At 60.0% G+C, this 22,284-nt stretch carries 17 protein-coding genes and 1 tRNA gene; 11 read left to right on the top strand and 7 right to left on the bottom strand.

Annotated features, from left to right (window positions below; translation table 11 throughout):
- Positions 1-169: 169 nt before the first annotated feature.
- The 4 genes from rpmA to ACN0SW_RS08540 form a co-directional block, all read right to left on the bottom strand.
- Positions 170-439 carry a 50S ribosomal protein L27 gene (gene rpmA, locus ACN0SW_RS08555; RefSeq protein WP_417727497.1) on the bottom strand — a complete coding sequence of 90 codons (270 nt, stop codon included), beginning with the start codon at positions 437-439 and terminating at the stop codon, positions 170-172.
- An 11-nt stretch (positions 440-450) separates the two neighbouring features.
- Complete coding sequence (locus ACN0SW_RS08550; RefSeq protein ID WP_417727496.1) at positions 451-1,065, bottom strand: 50S ribosomal protein L21; 615 nt, start codon at positions 1,063-1,065, stop codon at positions 451-453.
- 199 nt (positions 1,066-1,264) lie between these two features.
- Positions 1,265-2,071, bottom strand: a complete 807-nt coding sequence (locus ACN0SW_RS08545) for a DUF2059 domain-containing protein (RefSeq protein ID WP_417727495.1) — start codon at positions 2,069-2,071, stop codon at positions 1,265-1,267.
- 2 nt (positions 2,072-2,073) lie between these two features.
- Complete coding sequence (locus tag ACN0SW_RS08540; RefSeq protein WP_417727494.1) at positions 2,074-2,919, bottom strand: DUF2059 domain-containing protein; 846 nt, start codon at positions 2,917-2,919, stop codon at positions 2,074-2,076.
- Between the two features lie 122 nt (positions 2,920-3,041).
- On the opposite strand from ACN0SW_RS08540, the gene ACN0SW_RS08535 reads away from it, so the two are divergent.
- The 11 genes from ACN0SW_RS08535 to ACN0SW_RS08485 all read left to right on the top strand — a co-directional run bounded on the left by ACN0SW_RS08535 (position 3,042) and on the right by ACN0SW_RS08485 (position 17,683).
- Positions 3,042-3,131, top strand: a tRNA-Ser gene (locus ACN0SW_RS08535).
- Between the two features lie 815 nt (positions 3,132-3,946).
- Entirely contained in the window at positions 3,947-4,531 is a 585-nt protein-coding gene (locus ACN0SW_RS08530; protein ID WP_417727686.1) for an ANTAR domain-containing response regulator, read from the top strand.
- Entirely contained in the window at positions 4,528-5,700 is a 1,173-nt protein-coding gene (locus ACN0SW_RS08525; protein ID WP_417727493.1) for an ABC transporter substrate-binding protein, read from the top strand. The genes ACN0SW_RS08530 and ACN0SW_RS08525 overlap by 4 nt, the downstream gene beginning before the upstream one ends.
- Before the next feature lie 254 nt (positions 5,701-5,954).
- Entirely contained in the window at positions 5,955-7,322 is a 1,368-nt protein-coding gene (locus ACN0SW_RS08520; RefSeq protein WP_417727492.1) for a CmpA/NrtA family ABC transporter substrate-binding protein, read from the top strand.
- A gap of 55 nt (positions 7,323-7,377) precedes the next feature.
- Positions 7,378-8,454, top strand: a complete 1,077-nt coding sequence (locus ACN0SW_RS08515; protein ID WP_417727491.1) for an ABC transporter permease — start codon at positions 7,378-7,380, stop codon at positions 8,452-8,454.
- Between the two features lie 5 nt (positions 8,455-8,459).
- On the top strand, positions 8,460-10,145 hold the full coding sequence (locus ACN0SW_RS08510; RefSeq protein WP_417727490.1) for an ABC transporter ATP-binding protein: 1,686 nt from the start codon (positions 8,460-8,462) through the stop codon (positions 10,143-10,145).
- Between the two features lie 4 nt (positions 10,146-10,149).
- Complete coding sequence (gene nirB / locus ACN0SW_RS08505) at positions 10,150-12,585, top strand: nitrite reductase large subunit NirB (RefSeq protein WP_417727489.1); 2,436 nt, start codon at positions 10,150-10,152, stop codon at positions 12,583-12,585.
- Positions 12,582-12,911, top strand: coding sequence for a nitrite reductase small subunit NirD (gene nirD / locus ACN0SW_RS08500; RefSeq protein ID WP_417727488.1), 330 nt, complete (start codon positions 12,582-12,584; stop codon positions 12,909-12,911). Before nirB ends, nirD begins: the two co-directional genes overlap by 4 nt.
- Positions 12,911-15,622, top strand: coding sequence for a molybdopterin-dependent oxidoreductase (locus tag ACN0SW_RS08495; protein WP_417727685.1), 2,712 nt, complete (start codon positions 12,911-12,913; stop codon positions 15,620-15,622). The genes nirD and ACN0SW_RS08495 overlap by 1 nt, the downstream gene beginning before the upstream one ends.
- Positions 15,623-15,754: 132 nt before the next feature.
- A complete protein-coding gene (gene cysG, locus ACN0SW_RS08490; protein ID WP_417727487.1) occupies positions 15,755-16,858 on the top strand; it encodes a siroheme synthase CysG in 1,104 nt (367 codons plus the stop codon).
- Between the two features lie 165 nt (positions 16,859-17,023).
- A complete protein-coding gene (locus ACN0SW_RS08485; RefSeq protein WP_417727486.1) occupies positions 17,024-17,683 on the top strand; it encodes an SAM-dependent methyltransferase in 660 nt (219 codons plus the stop codon).
- Positions 17,684-17,860: 177 nt separating this feature from the next.
- Here ACN0SW_RS08485 and lon read toward each other — a convergent pair whose 3' ends face one another.
- From lon to ACN0SW_RS08470, 3 genes are all read right to left on the bottom strand, one after another.
- On the bottom strand, positions 17,861-20,272 hold the full coding sequence (gene lon, locus ACN0SW_RS08480; RefSeq protein WP_417727485.1) for an endopeptidase La: 2,412 nt from the start codon (positions 20,270-20,272) through the stop codon (positions 17,861-17,863).
- Between the two features lie 185 nt (positions 20,273-20,457).
- Positions 20,458-21,678, bottom strand: coding sequence for a PAS domain-containing protein (locus ACN0SW_RS08475; RefSeq protein ID WP_417727484.1), 1,221 nt, complete (start codon positions 21,676-21,678; stop codon positions 20,458-20,460).
- 125 nt (positions 21,679-21,803) lie between these two features.
- Positions 21,804-22,232, bottom strand: a complete 429-nt coding sequence (locus ACN0SW_RS08470) for a rhodanese-like domain-containing protein (RefSeq protein ID WP_417727483.1) — start codon at positions 22,230-22,232, stop codon at positions 21,804-21,806.
- Between the last annotated feature and the right edge of the window lie 52 nt (positions 22,233-22,284).

Genomic DNA, 22,284 nt, shown 5'->3' with positions numbered 1-22,284 from the left:
CAGCGCCCACGTCATGGCAAGTAGATGGGCTCTCCCTACCACAGCACAACGGCACGCTCGCGCGATTGTGCAACTCGGTCACCAGAATTTTGCTCCGACAGAGACAAAATCGAAAAAAGGGACCGGCGATGTCGCCGATCCCCTTGTTTTACAAAACCCTCAGGACGGCTTATTCAGCGGCCTCCGCCACTGGCAGAACCGAAATAAAGGTGCGGCCCTTGAGGCCCTTGTGGAACTTTACGGCGCCTTCCGCGACAGCAAACAGGGTGTGATCCTTGCCTTCGCCAACATTCAGGCCCGGCCAGAATTTGTTCCCGCGCTGACGCACAAGGATATTCCCAGAAACGACAGCTTCGCCGCCATATTTCTTTACACCAAGACGACGACCATCAGAGTCGCGCCCGTTACGGGATGAACCGCCTGCTTTTTTATGTGCCATTTGGTCTCTCCTTAGCCTTTAGCCAGCTCTTTGGCCTGTTCGATCCAGCCTTCACGCTCGATACGGCCCTTGAACGACAGTTTCTCGTCCATAGCAGCAACATCGGCTTCCGTCCATGCCGCGACTTGGGCAAAGGTGGTCACACCGGCCTCAAGCAGCTTCTTCTCAAGCGCGGGGCCCACGCCCGACAGACGCTTGAGATCATCGCCACCAGCCGCCGCTTTGGCGCTAGATTTCTTGGCCGGCTTGGCGACGGCAACAGGGGCTGCCGATCCGGTTCCGACAGCTGCTTTCACGCCAGTTGCATCCGCGCCGCTCTCAAGGATTTCGGTCACGCGCAGCAACGTCAATTGCTGACGGTGACCACGGGTACGCTGCGAGCCGTGCTTACGGCGACGCTTCACAAAATTGATGACCTTGTCGCCCTTGACCTGATCGACCACTTCGGCCTGCACGGCAGCACCTGCAACAAAGGGCGCACCGATCACCGGTGCGTCGCCGCCCAGCATCAGAATCTCGTTGAATTGAACTTTCTCACCGGCGTCCGCTGCAAGTTTCTCAACACGAAGCATGTCGCCTGACGACACCTTGTATTGCTTGCCACCGGTCTTGAGGACCGCAAACATGGGCTCTTCCTTTTCTCTCCGCGCTCTGTGGTCCCCGGATATTCCGGGTGTTCTCGGCCCTTGGGCCACCTCGAACTGCGCCCCTTTTGGGGTGTATATCAAAGACAAACCCGGCAAGATCATCCCGCCGGGTTGCGCGCTATTGCCAAACTCCGCCCTCAGAGTCAAGGGCAAGCCCGGCAAAACCACGCCAAACCGCCTATAAATCCTCGCCTTCCATCGCCAAAGCGGTGGCCCGACCCAATTGATAGGACAACTCTTCATACATCGCATCAAACGCGGCGAAAAGCGCGTGATTCAACTGCCTGCCCGCAGGGCTGCGGTAGAGCGCGATATAGGCGTCCAGCACCTCTTGGGACAACGGTTGATAGGCCATCGTCAGATAGGCCTGCATCCAGTCGCGTGTCTCGTCACGCATTTCGGTTTCCTGCGCCCATATCTCGGCCAGCATTTCGTCTTCGCTGAGGGTCAGTCCACCGCCATCCGCCAATCCGCGATAGAATACCAGATTGGCATTTAGCGCCCCCGCGACATTGCGCTCGATCAGATCGCTTTCGGCGATCAGCGTGGTGACCTTGTCCACCAGCGGCGCACCATCGGCGGCCAGTTCGGCATAGCGCGCCTTTGCCACGGCAGCGGTGGCATCATCCAGCAGCGCGCGCCGCCCGGCAATTTCCAGCGCCACGACCTCAGCCCCCTGCCCCTCAAAGAACCCAAGCAGAGGGGCGGTATCTGTCTCCTCCATCGCCTCGGCAAACCGGGTCTGCACCCGGACGAGCATCCGCTCGACATCATAGACACGGTCCACCACCCGGTCCCAGCGGGCGCGCTCCGCCTCGCTCAGCATCTCATCACCGACACCGCCGCCATAGCGCAGCCCTTCAGCGCGCATGATCTCGACGGTCTCGGCAAACTTCAACGCCACCATCAACCGGTCAATCTCGCCAGCCCGCAGCGGAGAAGCCAGCAGCATGAGCGCCACACAGCCCGCCCAGATCGCCCGCACCCTTACAACTCCTGCGCTGGCGTCATGCCCTGCATCCGCGTCGCCAGAACCTCAAAGCGGTTGGCCATGATCTCGTATTGGACGGCATTCATCAATTCGTACACCCGCGCCATGGTCGGATGCTCCAGCGCCGCTACATAAGCCCGCAAATCCTCAGTCGACAGGGTCTGATAGGTATAGGCGGCATTAGCCAGTGCCGAGGCTTGCAAACTTTCGCGCAACTCCGTTTCGCTCTCTGCCAGCATCGCGCGCAGCATCTCCTCGTCGATTTCATTCGCCAGCACCCCGGCATAAGAAGCCGCCATCAGGAACCGCACCTGAATTTCCTGCACCGCACGCACCCCCGAGCCCGCACTGTCCACTGCCACATTCATCTCGCGTAGCACCTCGACACGCTCGGCCCCCATCTGCGCCAAGAGCGCCTCGCCCTCGGCCCGCTTGGCGTCATCATCCTCATGCAGATGCGCCGCGTTCTCGACGTCAACCAGATCCTGCCCAAGATCAGAGGCATAAAACTCCGCAGCATGGCCCAACATCTCGTCATCCATCGCAACGCCCAGAATCTCGAGCCCCATTTCGCGCATCTTCTCCGGCGCAAACACCTCACCCGCAAGCGCCGTCCACCCCAGCCCGAAATCGCTGGCCGAAAGGCCCAGCATCGCCGGTGCACCAGCGGCCGAGAGCGCGATGCTGTCCAGCGCCACGCCAAACCCGGTGACCTCCAGAAACGCCTCCAGACGTTCGCGATCCGCCGCGCGGGTCGGCGCGGCGACCAGCGCCACCCCGATCAAGGTCATCAGGCCCAGCACAACGCCGCGCGCATATGACCGCAAGGGCATCCCCACCATGACAAGCCGTCCTTTCCGATCTGCCTTGCCCCAACCTAGGCAAATTATCCGACGAAACAATGCAAATCCCCCTTGCCCCCCCAGTCAAAGGCAATTACACGCCTCCCTCACCAGACCCCCGCGGAGAGGTGCCGGAGTGGTCGAACGGGGCGGTCTCGAAAACCGTTGTGGGGGCAACTCCACCCAGGGTTCGAATCCCTGTCTCTCCGCCACTTAAAATTTACAAGCATATGTTTGGTGATGATCAAATCCATATCATTGGATGGCTAAACCACATTTTCAACCACATCGTTGTTGGGCTTAGATTTCTGAATCTTCCCATCCGTAAGGCGCTGTGTAGTAAGTGGGCGCAAGGCCGGTGACCTGAGCCGGGAATAATGTGGTTCAACTGGTTTGTGGCCCTGATCCTATCCGGATATGCAATATATCAGGCCGCGTTCGGAAAGGTTTGCCGGGGAACCTGAGGTCATAACTCCGGCGAGTGGGAGCGGAGGAGCGGCATTCTCGGCCTTGGCAGGCTCCGATTGCGTGGCCCATGCGGTGCAAATGAAGAGCTCCTCTTCGCCGCAACCGCCCAAAACCTCTGAAAATCAACCAATACCTTTCCTGCAACGCAGCAAACGTGCAAAGCCTAACAGAAAAGGCGCTCGTGCTCAGCTTAGAACCTTAACTTCTGCACCAGCAACACGTTGTTCTTCAACAGCATCGGCGGGAAGGAGACATTCGCCACACAGCAAAGTAGAGCTTTGGCCCCCTGAAGTAGCGGACATTCACTCCGAGACTTGGTTCTGGGTATAGCGCATCAACAAGATCGGCGGAAAGCTCCCCCCTTTGAGCAGTTTAAGACAGCGAATTTGTCAAAGACGTTATCCATGCTTGATCATAGTCGTCCGGGTTTCTGCTCCGTCATTCAGAAATGTTCCAAAATTTGAGCAATTTCCTGAAGAGGGCCACTCATTCCACGCAGTTTTCAAATTTTCACTGCCTGCCGCTTGAAGTCGTCATAGCAATGGCGAATCTGAATGCCATGGGTACAAAGCTTACAATTGTCGTTGTCGAAGAAGACCGGGACCGCGCGATCGCCATCGTCGATGCCTTAAAAGAGGCCACCGATTGCGACGTGGTCGTCATCGGGAACAGCAGTGCTTTGGCCCGGCGCATCGCGGCGCATGAACCCGACGTCGTTCTGATCGATATCGACAGCCCCACCCGCGATATGCTTGAGGAATTGACGTTGGCGTCGGGCCCGCTCGAACGTCCGGTGGCGATGTTCGTTTCGAATTCTGCGGGTGGGCTCGCGCAGGCGGCAATCGAGGCCGGTGTTTCCGCCTACGTGGTGGACGGCCTCGCGCCACAGCGGATCAAGCCGGTCATCGACACAGCCCTCGCGCGCTTCAGGATGGTGCGCCAGATGCGCACAGAACTGGCCGAAACGCGCCGCGCGCTCGAAGAGCGCAAAGTGATCGACCGGGCCAAAGGCTTGCTGATGAAGGCCAAGGGCATCGACGAGGATGCGGCATATGCATTGCTGCGCAAAACCGCGATGGATCAGGGTCGTCGGCTGGTCGAGGTGGCCGAAGCACTGGTCACAGCGTCGGAGCTTTTGCGATGAAGACCGTCACTCTGCCTGTCGCCTATATGCCGCTGGTCGATGCGGCCCCGCTGATTGTGGCGCAAGAAATGGGTTTTGCCGAGACCGAGGGGATCGCGCTTGATCTGATTGCGGCGCCGTCCTGGTCGTCGGTGCGCGACATGCTGGCGTTCGGACGCGTCGATGCGGCGCACATGCTGTCACTTGTGCCGGTGGCCATGGCTTTGGGATTGGGCGGCGTATCGACTCCTGTCTCTGCCGTCATGGTGACATCGGTCAACGGCGACGTGATCGGCGTGAACCGAGCGTTGGAGGCGCGGTTACGCGCACAGGGATACGGATTCGACTTCTCCGATCCGCGCACGGCAGCTCGGGCGCTCGCGCTGGCTGCCGACGGCCCGCTGGTGTTTGGCGTTCCGTTTCCGTTTTCGATGCATGTGGAGCTTCTGCACTATTGGTTTGACGGCACTGATCTGGCGGGCGCCAAAGTCACCATTCGCACGGTCCCACCGCCTCTGATGGCCGAAGCTCTGGCAGCAGGCGACATCAACGCCTTCTGCGTGGGCGAGCCGTGGGGATCGGTCGCCGTCGATCAGGGCGCGGGCGCATTGCTGCTGCCGGCAAACGCGATCTGGGCTTTCGCGCCCGAAAAAGTGTTGGCCGTGCGCACCGACTGGGCCGAAACCGAACCGCTTTTGTTGCGGCGCCTGATGCGTGCGGTCTGGCGGGCGGACCAATGGCTGGCGCGGTCCGACACCCATACAACCGCCGCAGAAATCCTGTCGCGCAAAACATATCTGGACATGCCTGCCGAGTTGATCGACCGCGCGCTGCGAGGCCGGTTCACCATTTCCTGCCGGGCCGAGCAGCGAGAGGTCGCCCGGTTTATCGAATTCCACCATGGCGCCGCTAGTTTCCCTTGGCGCAGTCAGGCCAAGTGGATGGCCAGCCGCCTTGCGCTGCGACACGGTTTGGACACCTCTGACAGTATGGCGCGTGCGGCAGCAACCTATCGCAGCGATCTGTTCCGCGCGCACATGCCTGTCGAAGTCGATTTGCCCGGCGCGTCAGAGAAGATCGAAGGGGCGATTCTGCGCGAAACCGCAGTTGCCTCGCAGAAAGGACGGCTGACCCTTTTGGCGGATTCGTTCTTTGACGGCTGCATTTTTGATCCGGACGCGACGGGCTGACCAAAAAACAGGCGGATTTTCCGGAAAACTGATTTTCTTGCCGCACTGCAGCGATAACCCTTGGCGTTCGCAGGCCGTCTTTGCGAATGTTGCAGTGTCGGCTCGCAATGGCGCGGATCGACCCGAATTCCCTCCCAATGACTGGGACACCCAGAGCAGAGCCGCTCACTCTCCGCCCCTTCCTCCCGGCGGTTAGTGACGGCTCTTTTTGCGTTTTGCCTGACGACCTGTCGGGCACATGGAAAGGACACGAGATGAAAAAGTTTCTGTTGGGCCTTGCAGCCACCACCGCGCTGACAAGCCCGGCCTTGGCCGAAATGCTGGCACTGGAAAAGGACGAACTGACCTTCGGCTTTATCAAGCTGACCGACATGGCGCCGCTCGCTGTAGCCTATGAACAGGGCTATTTCCTGGACGAAGGGCTGTTTGTGACGCTTGAGGCGCAGGCCAACTGGAAGGTGCTGCTGGACGGTGTGATCGACGGCAAGCTGGACGGCGCACATATGCTGGCGGGCCAGCCACTGGCCGCCACCATCGGGTTTGGCACCAAAGCACACATCATCACACCCTTCTCGATGGACCTGAACGGCAACGGCATCACCGTGTCGAACGAGGTTTGGGAAAAGATGCTGCCGCACATTCCCAAGATGGACGATGGCCGCCCGCAGCACCCGATCTCGGCCTCAGCGCTGGCGCCAGTGGTCGAGGAATTCGAGGCCGAGGGCAAGCCGTTCAATATGGGTATGGTGTTCCCCGTGTCGACCCACAACTACGAACTGCGTTACTGGTTGGCCGCTGGCGGTCTGCATCCGGGGTATTACTCGCCCGAAAATGTGACCGGCCAGATCGGCGCTGATGTCTTTCTATCTGTTACCCCGCCGCCGCAGATGCCTGCGACGCTGGAGGCCGGCACGATCTATGGCTATAGCGTGGGCGAGCCGTGGAACCAACAAGCCGTGTTCAAGGGCATCGGTGTGCCGGTCATCACCGACTACCAGCTGTGGAAGAACAACCCCGAAAAGGTGTTCGGCATCACCGCCGAGTTCGCCGAGCAGTACCCCAACACCACTTTGGCCGTGACCAAGGCGCTAATCCGCGCGGCCATGTGGCTGGATGAAAACGACAACGCCAACCGCCCACAGGCAGTCGAGATCCTCAGCCGCCCGGAATACGTGGGCGCGGATCAGGAAGTAATCGCCAACTCAATGACCGGGTTTTTCGAATTCGAGAAGGGTGACAAGCGCGACATCCCCGATTTCAACGTGTTCTTCCGCTACAACGCGACCTATCCGTTCTATTCGGACGCGGTCTGGTATCTGACCCAGATGCGCCGCTGGGGACAGATTGCCGAACCCAAATCGGACGCGTGGTTCGATGAGGTGGCCCGCAAGGTCTACAAACCCGACATCTACCTGCAAGCCGCCCGCCTGCTGGTCGATGAAGGTTTGTCAAACGAAGCCGACTTCCCCTGGGACAGCGACGGTTACAAGGCAGCGACCCCTGCTGCCGATGTGATCGACGGCATTCCCTACGATGGCAAGGCGCCAAACGCCTACCTCGAAAGCCTGCCGATTGGACTGAAGGACGACCAGACGGTCGTTGGCCCCGAGGTCAAAGGGTAACGGCGCGATAAGACACGCATCAATCGCTGCCCCCTCAATTTGCAAGGACGCTCCCATGACAACCGTCGATCCGAATTTCACCGTTACCGCCGAGCGAGAAGCGCGTCGTGCGCGCCTCTTCACCCGCATCAACTCTGCCGACAATTGGTTTCAGGTGCTTGGCCTTGCGTGGATCACCCCGATCCTCAAGGCAGCTGCCGGGGACAACCCGCGCGCACAGATGCAGGAAATCTGGCGCCTGCTGGCCGTGCCTTTGCTGGCCATCGCCGCCTTTCTGATGCTTTGGGGTGTGCTTGCGCCCAAGGTGCAGACCTCGCTGGGCGCCGTGCCCGGCCCCGCACAGGTCTGGGAAGAAACGGTGAACCTGCATCAGGATGCAATCGCCAAGGCCGACCAGCGCGCCAAGTTCGAGATCAAGGTCGCACAGCTGAACGAACGGCTGATCGCGCAGGGCAAGGAGCCCAAGGAACGCGCCTACACCGGCGCGCCAACCTATTACCAACAGATTTGGACCTCGATCCAGACGGTGTTCTTCGGCTTTGTGCTGGCCACGCTGATCGCCGTGCCCTTGGGCATTCTGGCGGGCCTGTCGCCCACCGCCAACGCGGGTCTCAACCCGCTGATCCAGATTTTCAAGCCGGTCTCGCCGCTGGCATGGCTGCCCATCGTCACCATGATCGTCTCGGCCCTTGCGGCGACCGAAGGGGGCCTGCTGCCCAAAAGCTTCATCATCTCAGCCGTCACGGTCACGCTGTGTTCGCTGTGGCCGACGCTGATCAACACCGCCCTGGGTGTGGCGTCGATCGACAAGGATCTGGTCAACGTATCCAAGGTTCTGAAGATGAACACATGGACCAAGATCACCAAACTGGTCCTGCCCTCGGCCCTGCCGCTGATCTTCACCGGTCTGCGCCTCAGCCTCGGTGTGGGCTGGATGGTTCTGATCGCCGCCGAAATGCTGGCGCAGAACCCTGGCCTTGGCAAATTCGTCTGGGACGAATTCCAGAACGGCTCTTCGTCGAGCCTCGCCAAGATCATGGTCGCGGTGCTGACCATCGGCATCATCGGCTTCTTGCTGGATCGGGTGATGTACGCGCTGCAATCGCTCTTCACCTTTACCAATAATCGGTGAGCGTTATGAGCATTCTCAAACTCGACAACGTCAGCCAAAGCTTCGGCACCGGCCTGCACGCCACCCATGTTCTGAAGAACATCAACCTGGATGTGCAGGAAGGCGAGTTTCTGGTTCTGCTGGGCTTCTCCGGCACCGGCAAGACGACGCTGATCAACCTGATGGCGGGGCTTGAACGCCCCACCAAAGGCACGGTCACCTTCAAAGACATGCCAATCACCGAACCCAGCCCGGAACGCGGTGTGATCTTCCAAAGCTATTCGCTGATGCCCTGGCTGACGGTGAACGGCAACGTCGGGCTGGCGGTGGACACGGTGTTCCCACAGCTCAGCAAGGCGAAAAAGGCCGACAAGGTCGCGCATTACGTTAATATGGTGGGCCTGTCCCACGCCGCCACGCGTCGCCCGGCAGAGCTGTCAGGCGGGATGCGCCAGCGGGTAAACGTGGCGCGTGCGCTGGCGATGAACCCGGAAATGTTGTTGCTGGACGAACCACTGTCGGCACTGGATGCGCTGACCCGTGCCAATCTGGCAGACGAGATAGAGCGCATCTGGGAAGCCGATAAGAAGACTTGCGTGTTGATAACCAATGACGTGGACGAGGCGATCATTCTGGCCGACCGCATCATCGCGCTGAACCCCGACGGCACTTTGGGGCAGGAGTTTAAGGTCACGATCCCGCGCCCGCGCGCCCGGATGGCGATGAACACGAACGACACGTTCAAGAAGCTGCGCGGCGACGTGACCAAGTACCTGATGGACGTGGGAATAGAAGCCAAGGTCGAAGGCAGCCGCCTTTTGCCCGACGTGACCCCGATCCATGGCGTTCCTGCGGCAGTGAAGGAAGCCCAGCAGGGGTTGATCAACGATCGCTTCCTCGATTTCAGCCAGTTGCACAAGATCTACCCGACGCCCAAAGGCCCGCTGACCGTAGTCGAGGATTTCGACCTCAAGATCGATCGGGGCGAGTTCATTTCACTGATCGGCCATTCGGGCTGTGGCAAATCCACGGTGCTGACAATGGCTGCCGGTCTGAACAGCATCTCTAAGGGCGCGATCAAACTGGACGGGCGCCATGTTGTTGGCGCCGATCCGGAACGCGCCGTGGTGTTCCAGTCGCCCAACCTCTTCCCATGGCTTACCGCGCGGGAAAACTGCGCCATCGGTGTGGACAAGGTCTATCCGCGTGCGTCGCGGACCGAGCGACAGGACGTGGTGGAGTACTATCTGGAACGCGTCGGGCTGGCCGATGCGATGGACAAGCCCGCCTCTGACATGTCCAACGGCATGCAACAGCGCGTCGGCATCGCACGGGCCTTTGCCCTGTCTCCGAAACTGCTGCTGCTGGATGAACCTTTTGGCATGCTCGACAGTCTCACCCGGTGGGAGCTGCAAGAGGTTCTGATGGAGGTCTGGAGCCGCACCAAAGTCACTGCAATCTGCGTGACGCATGATGTGGACGAGGCGATCCTGCTGGCCGACCGCGTGGTCATGATGACCAACGGCCCACAGGCCACCATCGGCAAGATCACCAAGGTTGACCTGCCACGTCCACGCACCCGCAAGGAGCTGTTGGCGCATTCCGACTACTACGCCTACCGCCAGGAGGTGCTTGATTTTCTTGAAGAATACGAACACGGCGCCAAGGCGAAACCCACCGCGTTATCCCCCAAAGCCATGGCAGCGGAGTAAGCCCATGACACAGAAACTCATTATCATCGGGGCGGGTATGGCCTCGGGCCGGATGATCGAACATCTGGTCGAACAGGCGCCCGGCGCCTACGACATCACCCTGTTCAACGCCGAGCCGCGCGGAAATTACAACCGCATCATGCTGTCGCCGGTGCTGGCAGGGGACAAGACGTACGAGGAAATCGTCACCCATGACGACACCTTCTATGCGGCGCACGGGATCACCTGCCGGTTTGGCGAGAAGGTTGCGGCGATTGATACCGCGGCCAAGACGGTCACGTCCGGGACCGGCGAGGTGCTGGCCTATGACAAGCTGGTGTTCGGCACCGGATCGACCCCGTTCATCATACCGCTGCCGGGGCACGATCTGGATGGTGTGATTGCCTATCGCGATCTGGAAGACACGCAGGCGATGATGGCACTGGGTGCGGGCAAAAAGGCCATTGTGATCGGCGGCGGCCTTCTGGGACTTGAAGCAGCGGCCGGTATGGCTGCGCGCGGTGTCGAAGTGACCGTGGTGCACATCATGGGCCACCTGATGGAGCGTCAGTTGGACGAAGCGGCCGGTTATCTGCTGAAGAAATCGCTTGAGGACAAGGGCATCTCGATCCGTCTGCAAGCCAACTCCAAGGCGATCCTTGGCGAAGGCGGCAATGTCCGCGCCTTGCTGCTGGACGATGGCACGGAACTACCCTGCGATCTACTGGTCATGGCCGTGGGCATCCGCCCCAACGTGGCGCTGGGTCGGCAGGCCGGGCTGGAGGTCGGCCGGGGCATCCATGTGGATGATCAGATGATCACCTCTCAGCCAGACATCCTGGCGGTTGGCGAGTGCGTTGAACATGATGGCGCAATCTTTGGCCTTGTCGCGCCTTTGTATGATCAGGCGAAGGTCGCCGCGCAGACCCTGATGGGGGATGATGCGACCTATGTGCAAAAGACCCTGTCGACCAAGCTTAAGGTCACCGGTTGTGATCTGTTCAGCGCGGGCGATTTTGCCAATAGCGAAGGGCGCGAAGACATCGTCTTCCGCGATCCGGCGCGCGGCATCTACAAGCGCCTCGTCATCGAGGGCAACAAGCTGGTCGGCGCCGTGATGTATGGCGACACCGCTGACGGCAACTGGTTCTTCGGCCTGATCAAGGAGGCGAGCTGCATCGAAGAGATGCGCGAGACGCTGATTTTTGGCCCGGCTTATCAGGGGGGGGCCACCGTGGACCCTCTGTCAGCCGTTGCAGCATTGCCGCGTGACGCGGAGATTTGCGGCTGCAACGGCATTTGCAAAGGCACTATTGTGGACGCCATCGCGGGTGGCGCAACCGTTCTCGGCGCGGTCAAGGCACAAACCAAGGCCAGCGCGTCCTGCGGCACCTGCACCGGGCTGGTGGAACAGCTGTTGCAGGTCACCCTGGGTGACGACTTCCAGATGCCCACGTCGCAGCCGATCTGCGGCTGCTGTGACCTGACGCACGAAGACGTGCGGCGGTTGATCAAATCGCAGGAGCTGAAGTCGCAAGAGGCGGTCTGGCAGGAACTGGGCTGGAAAACCCGCAACGGCTGCCATGTCTGCCGCCCTGCGGTGAACTTCTACCTGCTGGCGGACTGGCCGCTTGAGTACAAGGACGATCCGCAAAGCCGGTTCGTCAACGAACGCAAACACGCCAACATCCAGAAGGACGGCACTTTCAGCGTCGTGCCTCGCATGTGGGGCGGCATCACCAACCCAACCGAGTTGCGCGCCATCGCCGACGCGGCGGACAAGTACAACGTGCCAACCGTTAAGGTGACCGGCGGCCAGCGTATCGACCTCTTGGGCGTCAGGGGGGAGGACCTGCCGCATATCTGGGCCGACCTGAACAAGGCCGGGCTGGTGTCGGGACACGCCTACTCCAAGGGCCTGCGCACGGTGAAAACCTGCGTCGGCAGCGACCATTGCCGGTTCGGCACGCAGGATTCCACCGGACTTGGAATCAAGCTGGAACAGGCGCTCTGGGGGTCCTGGACCCCGCACAAAGTCAAGCTGGCGGTCTCGGGCTGCCCGCGCAACTGCGCCGAAGCCACCTGCAAGGACGTCGGCATCATCTGTGTCGACAGCGGCTATCAGGTGGGTGTCGCGGGTGCGGCGGGCATGGACCTCAAGGAAACCGAACGGCTTGCCGACACGAAGACCGAACAAGAGGCCATCGACCTGACCGTCGCCTTTGTCCAACTCTATCGCGAGAACGCCAAATACCTCGACCGGCCCTACAAATGGGTCGCCAAGGTGGGCCTCGATTGGGTCAAGGAACGCATCGTCGACGACCTCGAAGAACGCGCACGCCTCATCGCGGCGTTTGAGTTGAGCCAGTCCATCTACCGCAAGGACCCGTGGGCTGAACATGCTGCAAAGGCCGAGCGGTTCCAGCCGCTGGCCGATCTGACCCTGGAGGCCGCGGAATGAACTGGATCGACATTTGCCCCATCGACGACATCCCCCTGCGCGGGGCCCGCAAACTGAAAACCGTCTTGGGTTGCGTCGCGGTGTTTCGCACTGCCGAGGACGAGGTTTATGCCGCCGCAGACTTGTGCCCGCACAAGGGCGGACCACTGTCCGAAGGCATCGTGCACGGCCAATCCGTCACATGCCCGTTGCACAACTGGGTGTTTGACCTGAACACCGGGCAAGCCAAAGGCGAAGACACCCGTATCGCGACATATCCGGCTCGGGTCGAGGGAGGACGCGTGCTGCTGGACGGTCAGGCCGTCGGCAAACGGAGTGCCGCGTGATGGACGGCGGCGCCTTCCCCGAGACACGCTCGACGTGCCCCTATTGCGGCGTTGGGTGCGGTGTCTTGCTGCGCGCCAATGGCCAGGGCGGTCTGGACGTGCGGGGTGATCCGGATCACCCGGCCAACCGCGGTCGGCTTTGTTCCAAGGGGTCTGCACTGGCGGAAACCGTGGGTCTTGACGGGCGCCTTTTGACGCCGCGCATCGGCGGGACTGAGGCATCGTGGACCGATGCTTTGACGCTGGTCGCGGACAAATTCCGCACCACAATCGACCAAAATGGCCCCGACAGCGTCGCGTTTTATGTCTCCGGCCAACTTTTGACTGAGGATTACTACATCGCCAACAAGCTGATGAAGGGCTTTATTGGGTCGGCCAATATCGACACGAACTCAAGGCTTTGCATGGCCTCAACTGTGGCGGGCCACAAACGCGCCTTCGGGACCGATACCGTGCCCGGCACCTACGAGGATCTGGAAGAGGCGGATCTGGTGGTGCTGGTCGGCTCGAACCTTGCCTGGTGCCATCCGGTGCTGCATCAGCGCGTGCTGGCCGCAAAAAAAGCGCGCGGAACCAAGATCGTCGTAATCGACCCGCGCCATACGGCCACCTGCGACGGTGCCGATATGCATCTGGCCCTGCAACCGGGCAGTGACGTGGCCTTGTTCAACCGGTTGCTGGTTACGCTCTTCGAAGGCGGCGCGCTGGACACGGGCTTCCTGCGGCACACCGATGGTTTTGATGCCGCGCTCAGGGCCGCGTTCGCCGATGACCCGAACGTCACAGGGCTGACTGAGGCGCAGATCGACGCTTTCAGCAAGCTGTGGATGATGACGGAAAAGGTTGTCACCGTTTTTAGTCAGGGTGTGAACCAGTCCTCTTCAGGCAGTGACAAAGTGAACGCGATCCTGAATTGCCATTTGGCAACCGGGCGCATCGGCAAGCCCGGTATGGGGCCACTTTCAGTCACCGGCCAGCCCAACGCCATGGGCGGTCGCGAAGTGGGCGGGCTTGCTAACATGCTGGCCTGTCATCTGGATATCGAAAACCCCGATCACCGCGCTGCGGTAAAAGACTTCTGGCAGTCGCCCGCCGTACCAGACGCGCCGGGACTGAAGGCAGTGGACATGTTCCGCGCCGTGGGCGACGGCCGGATCAAGGCGCTCTGGATCATCCACACCAATCCTGCGGTCTCGATGCCCGATGCCGATTCCGTCCGTGATGCGATCGGGGACTGCGACTTCACCGTGGTCAGCGACATCACGGCTGCAACCGATACGGCGCGGCTAGCGGATGTATTGCTACCTGCGACCGCGTGGGGCGAAAAGGATGGAACCGTCACCAATTCCGACCGCACCATCAGCCGTCAACGTGCAATTCTGCCTGCCCCCGGCCAGACGCGACCGGACTGGGCCATCCTCGCAGAGGTCGGGCAACGCATGGGGTTTGCCAAAGCATTCGATTATGCAAATCCGGCCGAGATTTTCCGCGAATACGCGGCGCTCTCGGGGATAGCGGGTCAGTTCGGCCGGGACTTCGACATTTCGGGACTCAAGCAGCTAAGCGATGCGGGATATGGGTGCCTGATGCCGACCCGCTGGCCCGTAACGGAAGTTCGGCAGGGCGGGCGGTTCTTTGCGGATGGGCAGTTCTTTCATACTGACGGCAAGGCACGTTTGCTGCCTGTGACCTATCGCGCTCCCGCTGCCAAGACCGGACCACGTTTTCCATTTCGCCTGAACACGGGCCGGGTCCGTGATCAGTGGCATACGATGACCCGCACCGGCCTGAGCCCGCGTCTGTCCGCGCATCTGGCAGAACCGTTTCTGGAAATTCACCCGCAGGATGCCCGTGCGCAGGGCATCGCCCCGGCGAATCTGGTCACCGTGAGCAGCCCCAACGGACAGGCCATCCTACGGATCCGGATCACGGATACGGTGCAGCCGGGGCAGGTCTTTGCACCCATGCACTGGACAGGAGAAACAGCCCCCGCTGCGCGGATTGACGCGTTGGTCGCGCCGATCACCGATCCGGTCTCGGGTCAGCCGGAAAGCAAGGCCAGTGTGGTCTCGGTTCAATCGTTCAAAGCGGCGTGGTATGGCTTCGCGGTGTCGAGAGGCGATTTGTGCCCGGATGCAACGTATTGGGCCCGGATGCGCACCCGCACGGGCTGGCGGGCCGAATTGGCGGGGCATGTGACCCCGAATGACTGGGAGACCGAGGCGCGGCGACTGTTCAACCTGCCGGACGCCGAGATCATGATCATTTCCGATGTGGCGCGCAACAGTGCCCGCGTGGCCCTGTTCACTGCGGGGCGTTTGCAGGCGGCGCTGTTCGTCGCTCCCGAACCCGTCGCGGTGATGCGCGACTATCTGGCAACCTTGCCCGGCCAAGACGCCGAAGGCGTTCTGTCAGGACGCCCCCCCGCAGATATTCCCGATCCCGGCCCGGTACTGTGTTCGTGTTTCAACGTTGGCGTAAACACCATTCTGCGCGCCGTTGAATGCGATGGATTGGCCAGCGTTGATGCCATCGGACGCGCCCTGCAGGCCGGTACAAATTGCGGGTCTTGCAAGCCGGAGATCGCGGCGTTGCTGAAGGCGGCGGGTCCGAACGTTATCCCGCCAAAGACGTCACCGCCTTTGGTCTTCGCGACGGCACGCCGTGGAAACGCATCCTGCCCACCCATATCGACGAAGCGCGTCGATTGACCGACACCGAAATCGTGTTCGGCACGGCCAAACTCGCCCTTTACACGCTTGGGCATGGTTACGCCCGCGCCCTTGCGACGCGCTTGTGATCCTTCGGCCCTCACAACAACGCAGCCTGAAAGGGGGCCCATCATGAAAGCCTTTCCAATGTTCATCCGCACAAGCGGTCGCCGTGTGATCATCGTCGGCGGCGGGGAGCAAGCCGCTCAGAAAGCGCGTTTGATACTGAAAACAGACGCCGACATCGTTTTGGTGTCTGACCGGTTGGATGACGAATTACGGGGGCTGGTCGACGCCGGTCGGGCGCAACACGAAACCTCGCTGTCCGTCTCGTGCATGGAAGGGGCCGCCATGGCCTTTGTCGCGACGGGATGCCCTGGGTTCGACGCAGCAGCGCATGGGCTGGCACAGGCGGCCCTCTGCCCGGTCAATGTCGTCGACCGGCCTGAACTGTGCGACATCACCACGCCCGCCATCGTGGACCGCGATCCGGTTGTCGTGGCCATCGGCAGCGAAGGTACGGCACCTGTCTTGGCGCGTGAGATCAAGACACGTTTGGAGCAAATCCTTCCCTCCAATCTTGGTGGCCTTGCGGCACTGGCCGGGCGTTTGCGCCACAGCGTGGCAGTCGGCGTTCCCCATACAAAACGGCGCGCGCTATGGGCGTGGGTCTTCAAAGGCGAGCCACGCGCCCTTTGGACACAAAGGCACGAGAGGCAAGCCGCCTGCATGATCAAGGCGGCGATCGCCGATGGTGGCGCGCCCAGGCACCAGAATGTCGGTCAGATCACGCTTGTCGGCGCCGGTCCCGGCGCGCGCGATCTGCTGACCCTGCGCGCCGTGGAACGCCTGCAGGAGGCCGACGTGATCTTTTATGACCGGCTGGTTGACCAAGACATTCTGGAACTGGCCCGACGTGACGCAGAACGAGTCTTTGTCGGCAAACATGTCGGTGCGCATTCATGGCCGCAAAATCGCATCAATCGCGTCATCGTTGCCGAGGCGCTCAAGGGGCGGCGGGTCGTGCGTTTGAAATCTGGTGATCCGGGCATTTTTGGCCGGGCCGGAGAAGAAATCGAAGCGGCCCGGTCCGCAGGCGTCTGCGTAGAGATCGTTCCCGGAGTCATGGCAGTTTCAGCGGCAGGCGCCGCGATGGGGTGGTCGCTGACGGAACGCGGCGTTTCAAGCACACTGACGACGGACAGGTCGCATGACGCTGGAGCGTGGAGATCCTGAAGGAAATGCACGACACGTCACGGTCAAAAAAACCGAACTTGCTTGCGCAGCCGCTGAAACGGGTCAATTTACCATGAAAGCCATTGTCCAACAGCTCTCGTTATCACTGAGGGACGACCGGGGACATGTCAGTTGCAATCGTCAACAAAAGGTAAGACGAGAAAGATGAAATGTCAGCTGAAGATAAGCAACATCGAAATTCGGGTCCCATGTCCAAATGAAGGCGTCCACAGAACGGGCACCATCCGGACGTTACTTTCAACGCATATCGATGTCGTTGGAAAGAAAGTTGTCGACCTAGGCGCCGGCCCTTGCATCTTCTCGAGGATTGCGCGCCACGCAGGCGCACATGTCACCGCTGTGGACGGACGGGTGGACCGTCTCCCTGACAAAGAAATTCTCGGTTCGATCGAGTTTATTCAATCCGATGTGCGTGATTTTGATACGCGTGATTTTGATGTCAAGTTTGTGTTCGGACTGCTCTATCACCTTGAATTTGAGGATCAGGTAAAGCTTCTCGAGAACTGCGCGCAGTCAGGAATTACAATCATTGACACGCAAGTCCACAGAGAAAACCTGATTGCCAGCTATCCTCAAGACCCGTGGCAATACGTCTTACACAAGCGGGGGGATCTCAATGGGATTGAATTTCTAGAGGGCACCAACACAATGGCCTCAATTGGAAATCGAACTTCATTTTGGCCAACGGAAGAGAGTCTTATTGAAATGATTAGAGCCGCGGGATTCCGTCAATTGACCATTGTTGATCCAGCGTATGTCTCCAAATACGGCGTAAGACGCTTTATGATATGTAGTCAATTTTGACTCTGGGAAAGTATCGTCGAAGAAGACACCCTGCAAGTGCTGGAACCCCTTGGGAACCCCGGATAAGGCTCAAGTTAAAGGCGGGACTCTTTAGCCCGACATCCACAAAAAACGTCCCCGGCCACGACCGGGGACGTCTCGTTAACTCAGGCCGACAGGCTCAGCAGCAACCGCGCCTCAATGGGCCACAGCGCCCCTGCCCTCAACCCCGGATTTCAGCGCGGCCTCAGTGGCGGCGGCCTCTTCGGCCTCCTCGTCCCATTCCACCGGCTCGGGGGCACGCACCAAAGCCAGCTTCAGAACGTCGCGCACATGATCGACCGGGATGATTTCCAAGCCCTCTTTCACATTGTCCGGGATCTCGACCAGATCCTTTTCATTCTCACGCGGAATGATCACCGTCTTGATGCCGCCACGCAACGCCGCCAGCAGCTTTTCCTTGAGCCCGCCAATCGGCAGCGCATTGCCGCGCAGCGTGACCTCGCCGGTCATCGCGATATCCTTGCGGATTGGAATGCCGGTCAGCACAGACACGATGGATGTCACCATCGCAAGGCCTGCCGATGGCCCGTCTTTGGGCGTGGCACCTTCGGGAACGTGGACGTGAATGTCCCATTTCTCGAACTTGGGCGGCTTGACCCCCAATTCCGGCGCAACCGAGCGAACATAGCTTGAAGCGGCGTCAATCGACTCCTTCATCACATCGCCCAGCTTGCCGGTGGTCTTCATCCGGCCCTTGCCCGGCAGGCGCAGCGCTTCGATGTTCAAGAGTTCGCCACCGACCGATGTATAGGCCAGCCCGGTGACAACGCCCACCTGATCGCTCTCTTCGGCCAGACCGAATTTGTATTTCCGCACGCCCAGGAAATCATCGATGTTCTCAGAAGTGACGGTGATCGCCTTATCCTCGCCCTTGATGATCCGCGTCACCGCTTTGCGTGCCAGCTTGGCAATCTCGCGTTCAAGGTTCCGCACCCCGGCTTCGCGGGTGTAATAACGCACGATATCGGTAAGCGCGCCATCGGTCAGGGTGAACTCGCCCTTCTTCAGGCCATTGTTCTTGACTTGTTTGGCCACCAGATGTTGCTTGGCAATCTCGCGTTTTTCATCCTCGGTATAGCCCGCCAGCGGAATGATCTCCATCCGGTCCAAGAGCGGCCCCGGCATGTTATAGCTGTTGGCCGTGGTCAGGAACATCACGTTCGAGAGGTCATATTCCACCTCGAGATAGTGATCGACAAAGGTCGAATTCTGTTCCGGATCGAGCACCTCAAGCATTGCCGACGCCGGATCACCGCGGAAATCCTGCCCCATCTTGTCGATTTCATCGAGCAGAATCAGCGGATTGGTGGTCTTGGCTTTTTTCAAGGCCTGAATGATCTTGCCCGGCATTGACCCGATATAGGTCCGCCGGTGGCCGCGAATTTCGGATTCGTCGCGCACGCCCCCCAAGGAAATCCGGATGAATTCCCGCCCAGTGGCCCGCGCCACACTCTTGCCCAGAGACGTCTTGCCCACACCCGGAGGGCCGACAAGGCACATGATCGGACCCTTCAGCTTTTGGCTGCGTTGCTGCACTGCCAGATACTCGACGATCCGCTCCTTGACCTTTTCCAGCCCATAGTGATCGGCATCGAGGATTTCTTGAGCTTTGTGCAGATCCTTCTTGGTGCGGCTTTTCACACCCCACGGAATACTCAGCATCCAGTCGAGGTAGTTGCGCACAACTGTCGCCTCGGCGCTCATCGGGCTCATGCTCTTGAGCTTTTTCAACTCGGTTTCAGCCTTCTCGCGCGCTTCTTTGCTCAACTTGGTGGCATTGATCCGCTCTTCTAGCTCAGCGATTTCGCCCGCACCTTCCTCGCCGTCACCCAATTCCTTCTGAATGGCCTTCATCTGCTCATTCAGATAGTACTCGCGCTGCGTCCGTTCCATCTGGCTCTTGACGCGGGTCTTGATCTTTTTCTCCACCTGCAGAACGCTCATTTCGCCCTGCATCAGGCCATATACCTTCTCAAGGCGCTCGCTCACGCTCAGCGTCTCAAGAAGTTCCTGCTTGCGGCCCACCTCGATTCCCAGATGACCCGCCACCAGATCGGCCAACTTCGCCGGCTCTTCGGAATCGGTAACAGCGGCCATCGCTTCGTCAGGGATGTTCTTCTTGACCTTGGCATAGCGCGCGAATTCATCGCCCACGGTGCGCAAAAGCGCCTCGATGGTGGTGGCATCGCCGGGGATCTCGCTGAGATACTCGGCCTTCGCCTCAAAGAAATCGGAATTCGCCAGATAATCAGTGATCCGCACCCGCGCCACGCCTTCGACCAGCACCTTTACGGTGCCATCGGGCAGCTTCAGCAATTGCAGCACATTGGCCAGCACACCAACGCGGTAAATACCGTCCTCGGTGGGATCGTCATCAGCCGGATCAATCTGGCTCGACAGCAGGATTTGCTTGTCATCGGCCATGACCTCTTCAAGTGCGCGCACTGACTTTTCACGCCCCACAAAAAGCGGCACGATCATGTGCGGAAATACCACGATATCGCGCAGCGGCAGCACCGGGTAGGAGGCGTTAAGGGGATCTTGCATGCTCGTATTCCTGTTCTTGGCAAGAGGGCACCGGCCCCGCGCGGCGGCAACCACGACCCTCTCCGTTACGTTAGACCTAATTTGGGGCGCGCCCGGTCAGGTTTCAACAGATTCGGCAAACTTTGCCCTCTCATCCAGGCAGGCACAAGGGCGCATTGCATGCGATGCGTGGTTTGCCGTCCCGCTTATGCCGCCAGACTTTGATCCCGAAGGAGCGGGGTCACCGCCTCTTGCACACGTTCAAGCGCATCACTGACCTCATCGTGAAATCGGTCCAACTGATCCAGAATGGATTGCAGCCCGTACAGACGCTCGCGCAGGATGCCTGCCTCGACCCGCAGCACGACACGCACCATCGCCAGCCCGGTGACCATACGCCGGATCATCTCGGCATCCGCCGAGAGCTGCTGAACAGCCCGGTAGCCATCTTGCATGGCACGCTCCCGCAACTCCGCAAACACCGACATCTCGGCGCCTGCTCCCTCATTCTCGTCGCTTGCCGATTCTGCGCTGAAGAAAGCAGCCATCTCGTCCATGAGATCGGCCACAATGATCATGAACACCGATCTCGCCTCGTCGTTCACGTCCCAAGTGCTGTAGTCTTTCCGCAGGGTCTGAACCACGCGGGGATGATTGCGGATATCGCGCATCATCTGCTCGTAACTCTTCGCGATCTCGTTGATCGGCCCGCGACCCGACTTCAGCTTGCAGGCCTGAATCTTCATATTCGTCGTGATGAGTTCCGCCTTTTTCAGATTGTCGCAGAGCACCCGCAGTTCCTGCTCGATCTCTTGTTTGACATCAAAGAGCTGACCCGAAGCGGTCAAGGCTGACGTGACCACACGCTCGCGCGCCGCGTCGCGCGACGCATGTTCTCGGCGCAACGCCTCAATCTGAAAGACACCGTAATTGGCAAAACCCGCTCCAACCAGATCAGCCTCGATCGCCGCTGCGCTCTGCTCTGGCGTCAGACCATTGGTCCGCTCACGCTCAAGCGCACCGGCATAAACCTCCTTGACCGCTGCAAAGAGCGGGCTTGATGGCTTCAACCGCACGGACAGATAGCCACCATCAGTCGGAGACACCACCGCGAAGACCCAGTAATACCGCCCGTCGTGCGCCCGGTTCTTGACATAAGCACCCACCGAATGGCCGCGTTTCAACCCATCCCACAATAGCCAGAACACACCTTTGGGCATGTCCGGATGACGGATCAACTTATGCGGTGCGCCTGTCAGTTCCTCTGCCGCATAGCCCGCAATGCGCGAAAACACCGAGTTGAATGCCTGGATCACCCCGCGCGTATCGGTGCGCGAGAAAAACAGCTCGTCTATGCCAAAAGGAACCTCTTGGTCGATCAGGATCTTATCGGCCTTGCGACCGGCAGCGTTCGGATTTTCCTTCATCCAAATTTCTCCAAAACTCAGACGCCATACGACGCGACGCGGCATGCGCCGCAGATTAGGAATTTCGTCTCATCCTGTAAGAGCGGCAGATGTCACGTTGCACAAATCGGGCCAATCGCTAGCAATTACATCACCCGGTCCATCAAGGCCGGCGGCAGATCAAGCAGGTCTGCCACCTTGCCGCCCATGCGCTGCGGCGTGCCAATCATCGTGTTGGTGCCGATATAGGGCTTGTCGGCCTCCTTCCAGGCACGAAAACCGCCCGCCAGATGCGCCGCCACGCCGGATCCGCCGTCCAGCATCTCGCGCGCGCAATGCTCCGAACGCAGCCCCTCACCGCAATAGAGCACAATCTGCTTTTCCGAGAGCATCGGCAGATATTGCGCCTTGAAATAGGGCATCGGCAAAAGCAGCGCCCCGGCGATATGCTCAAAGACGTATTCCTGCGGCGTGCGCACGTCGATCAGCACGATCTCGCCCCGCGAAAAGGCACCCGCCACCTCATCCGGCGTCCAATTTTGGATTTCGCCGGTCTCAATTGTCTCAATGTCCATGTGCCATCCTGTCCTTGCACCGCTACCATCGGAGCAACGACCAAAAGACAGG

It is taken from the genome of Roseovarius sp., assembly GCF_048262375.1.
Classification (GTDB): Bacteria; Pseudomonadota; Alphaproteobacteria; order Rhodobacterales; family Rhodobacteraceae; genus Roseovarius.
This window is presented reverse-complemented; position numbering and strand designations above follow the sequence as displayed.

What these genes read in the sequence shown, in the direction of transcription:
- rpmA (WP_417727497.1), bottom strand. Translation starts at nt 439, where the DNA reads ATGGCACATAAAAAAGCAGGCGGTTCATCCCGTAACGGGCGCGACTCT.
- ACN0SW_RS08550 (WP_417727496.1), bottom strand. Translation starts at nt 1,065, where the DNA reads ATGTTTGCGGTCCTCAAGACCGGTGGCAAGCAATACAAGGTGTCGTCA.
- ACN0SW_RS08540 (WP_417727494.1), bottom strand. Translation starts at nt 2,919, where the DNA reads ATGGTGGGGATGCCCTTGCGGTCATATGCGCGCGGCGTTGTGCTGGGC.
- ACN0SW_RS08530 (WP_417727686.1), top strand. Translation starts at nt 3,947, where the DNA reads ATGGGTACAAAGCTTACAATTGTCGTTGTCGAAGAAGACCGGGACCGC.
- ACN0SW_RS08525 (WP_417727493.1), top strand. Translation starts at nt 4,528, where the DNA reads ATGAAGACCGTCACTCTGCCTGTCGCCTATATGCCGCTGGTCGATGCG.
- ACN0SW_RS08520 (WP_417727492.1), top strand. Translation starts at nt 5,955, where the DNA reads ATGAAAAAGTTTCTGTTGGGCCTTGCAGCCACCACCGCGCTGACAAGC.
- ACN0SW_RS08515 (WP_417727491.1), top strand. Translation starts at nt 7,378, where the DNA reads ATGACAACCGTCGATCCGAATTTCACCGTTACCGCCGAGCGAGAAGCG.
- ACN0SW_RS08510 (WP_417727490.1), top strand. Translation starts at nt 8,460, where the DNA reads ATGAGCATTCTCAAACTCGACAACGTCAGCCAAAGCTTCGGCACCGGC.
- nirB (WP_417727489.1), top strand. Translation starts at nt 10,150, where the DNA reads ATGACACAGAAACTCATTATCATCGGGGCGGGTATGGCCTCGGGCCGG.
- nirD (WP_417727488.1), top strand. Translation starts at nt 12,582, where the DNA reads ATGAACTGGATCGACATTTGCCCCATCGACGACATCCCCCTGCGCGGG.
- ACN0SW_RS08495 (WP_417727685.1), top strand. Translation starts at nt 12,911, where the DNA reads ATGGACGGCGGCGCCTTCCCCGAGACACGCTCGACGTGCCCCTATTGC.
- cysG (WP_417727487.1), top strand. Translation starts at nt 15,755, where the DNA reads ATGAAAGCCTTTCCAATGTTCATCCGCACAAGCGGTCGCCGTGTGATC.
- ACN0SW_RS08485 (WP_417727486.1), top strand. Translation starts at nt 17,024, where the DNA reads ATGAAATGTCAGCTGAAGATAAGCAACATCGAAATTCGGGTCCCATGT.
- lon (WP_417727485.1), bottom strand. Translation starts at nt 20,272, where the DNA reads ATGCAAGATCCCCTTAACGCCTCCTACCCGGTGCTGCCGCTGCGCGAT.
- ACN0SW_RS08475 (WP_417727484.1), bottom strand. Translation starts at nt 21,678, where the DNA reads ATGAAGGAAAATCCGAACGCTGCCGGTCGCAAGGCCGATAAGATCCTG.
- ACN0SW_RS08470 (WP_417727483.1), bottom strand. Translation starts at nt 22,232, where the DNA reads ATGGACATTGAGACAATTGAGACCGGCGAAATCCAAAATTGGACGCCG.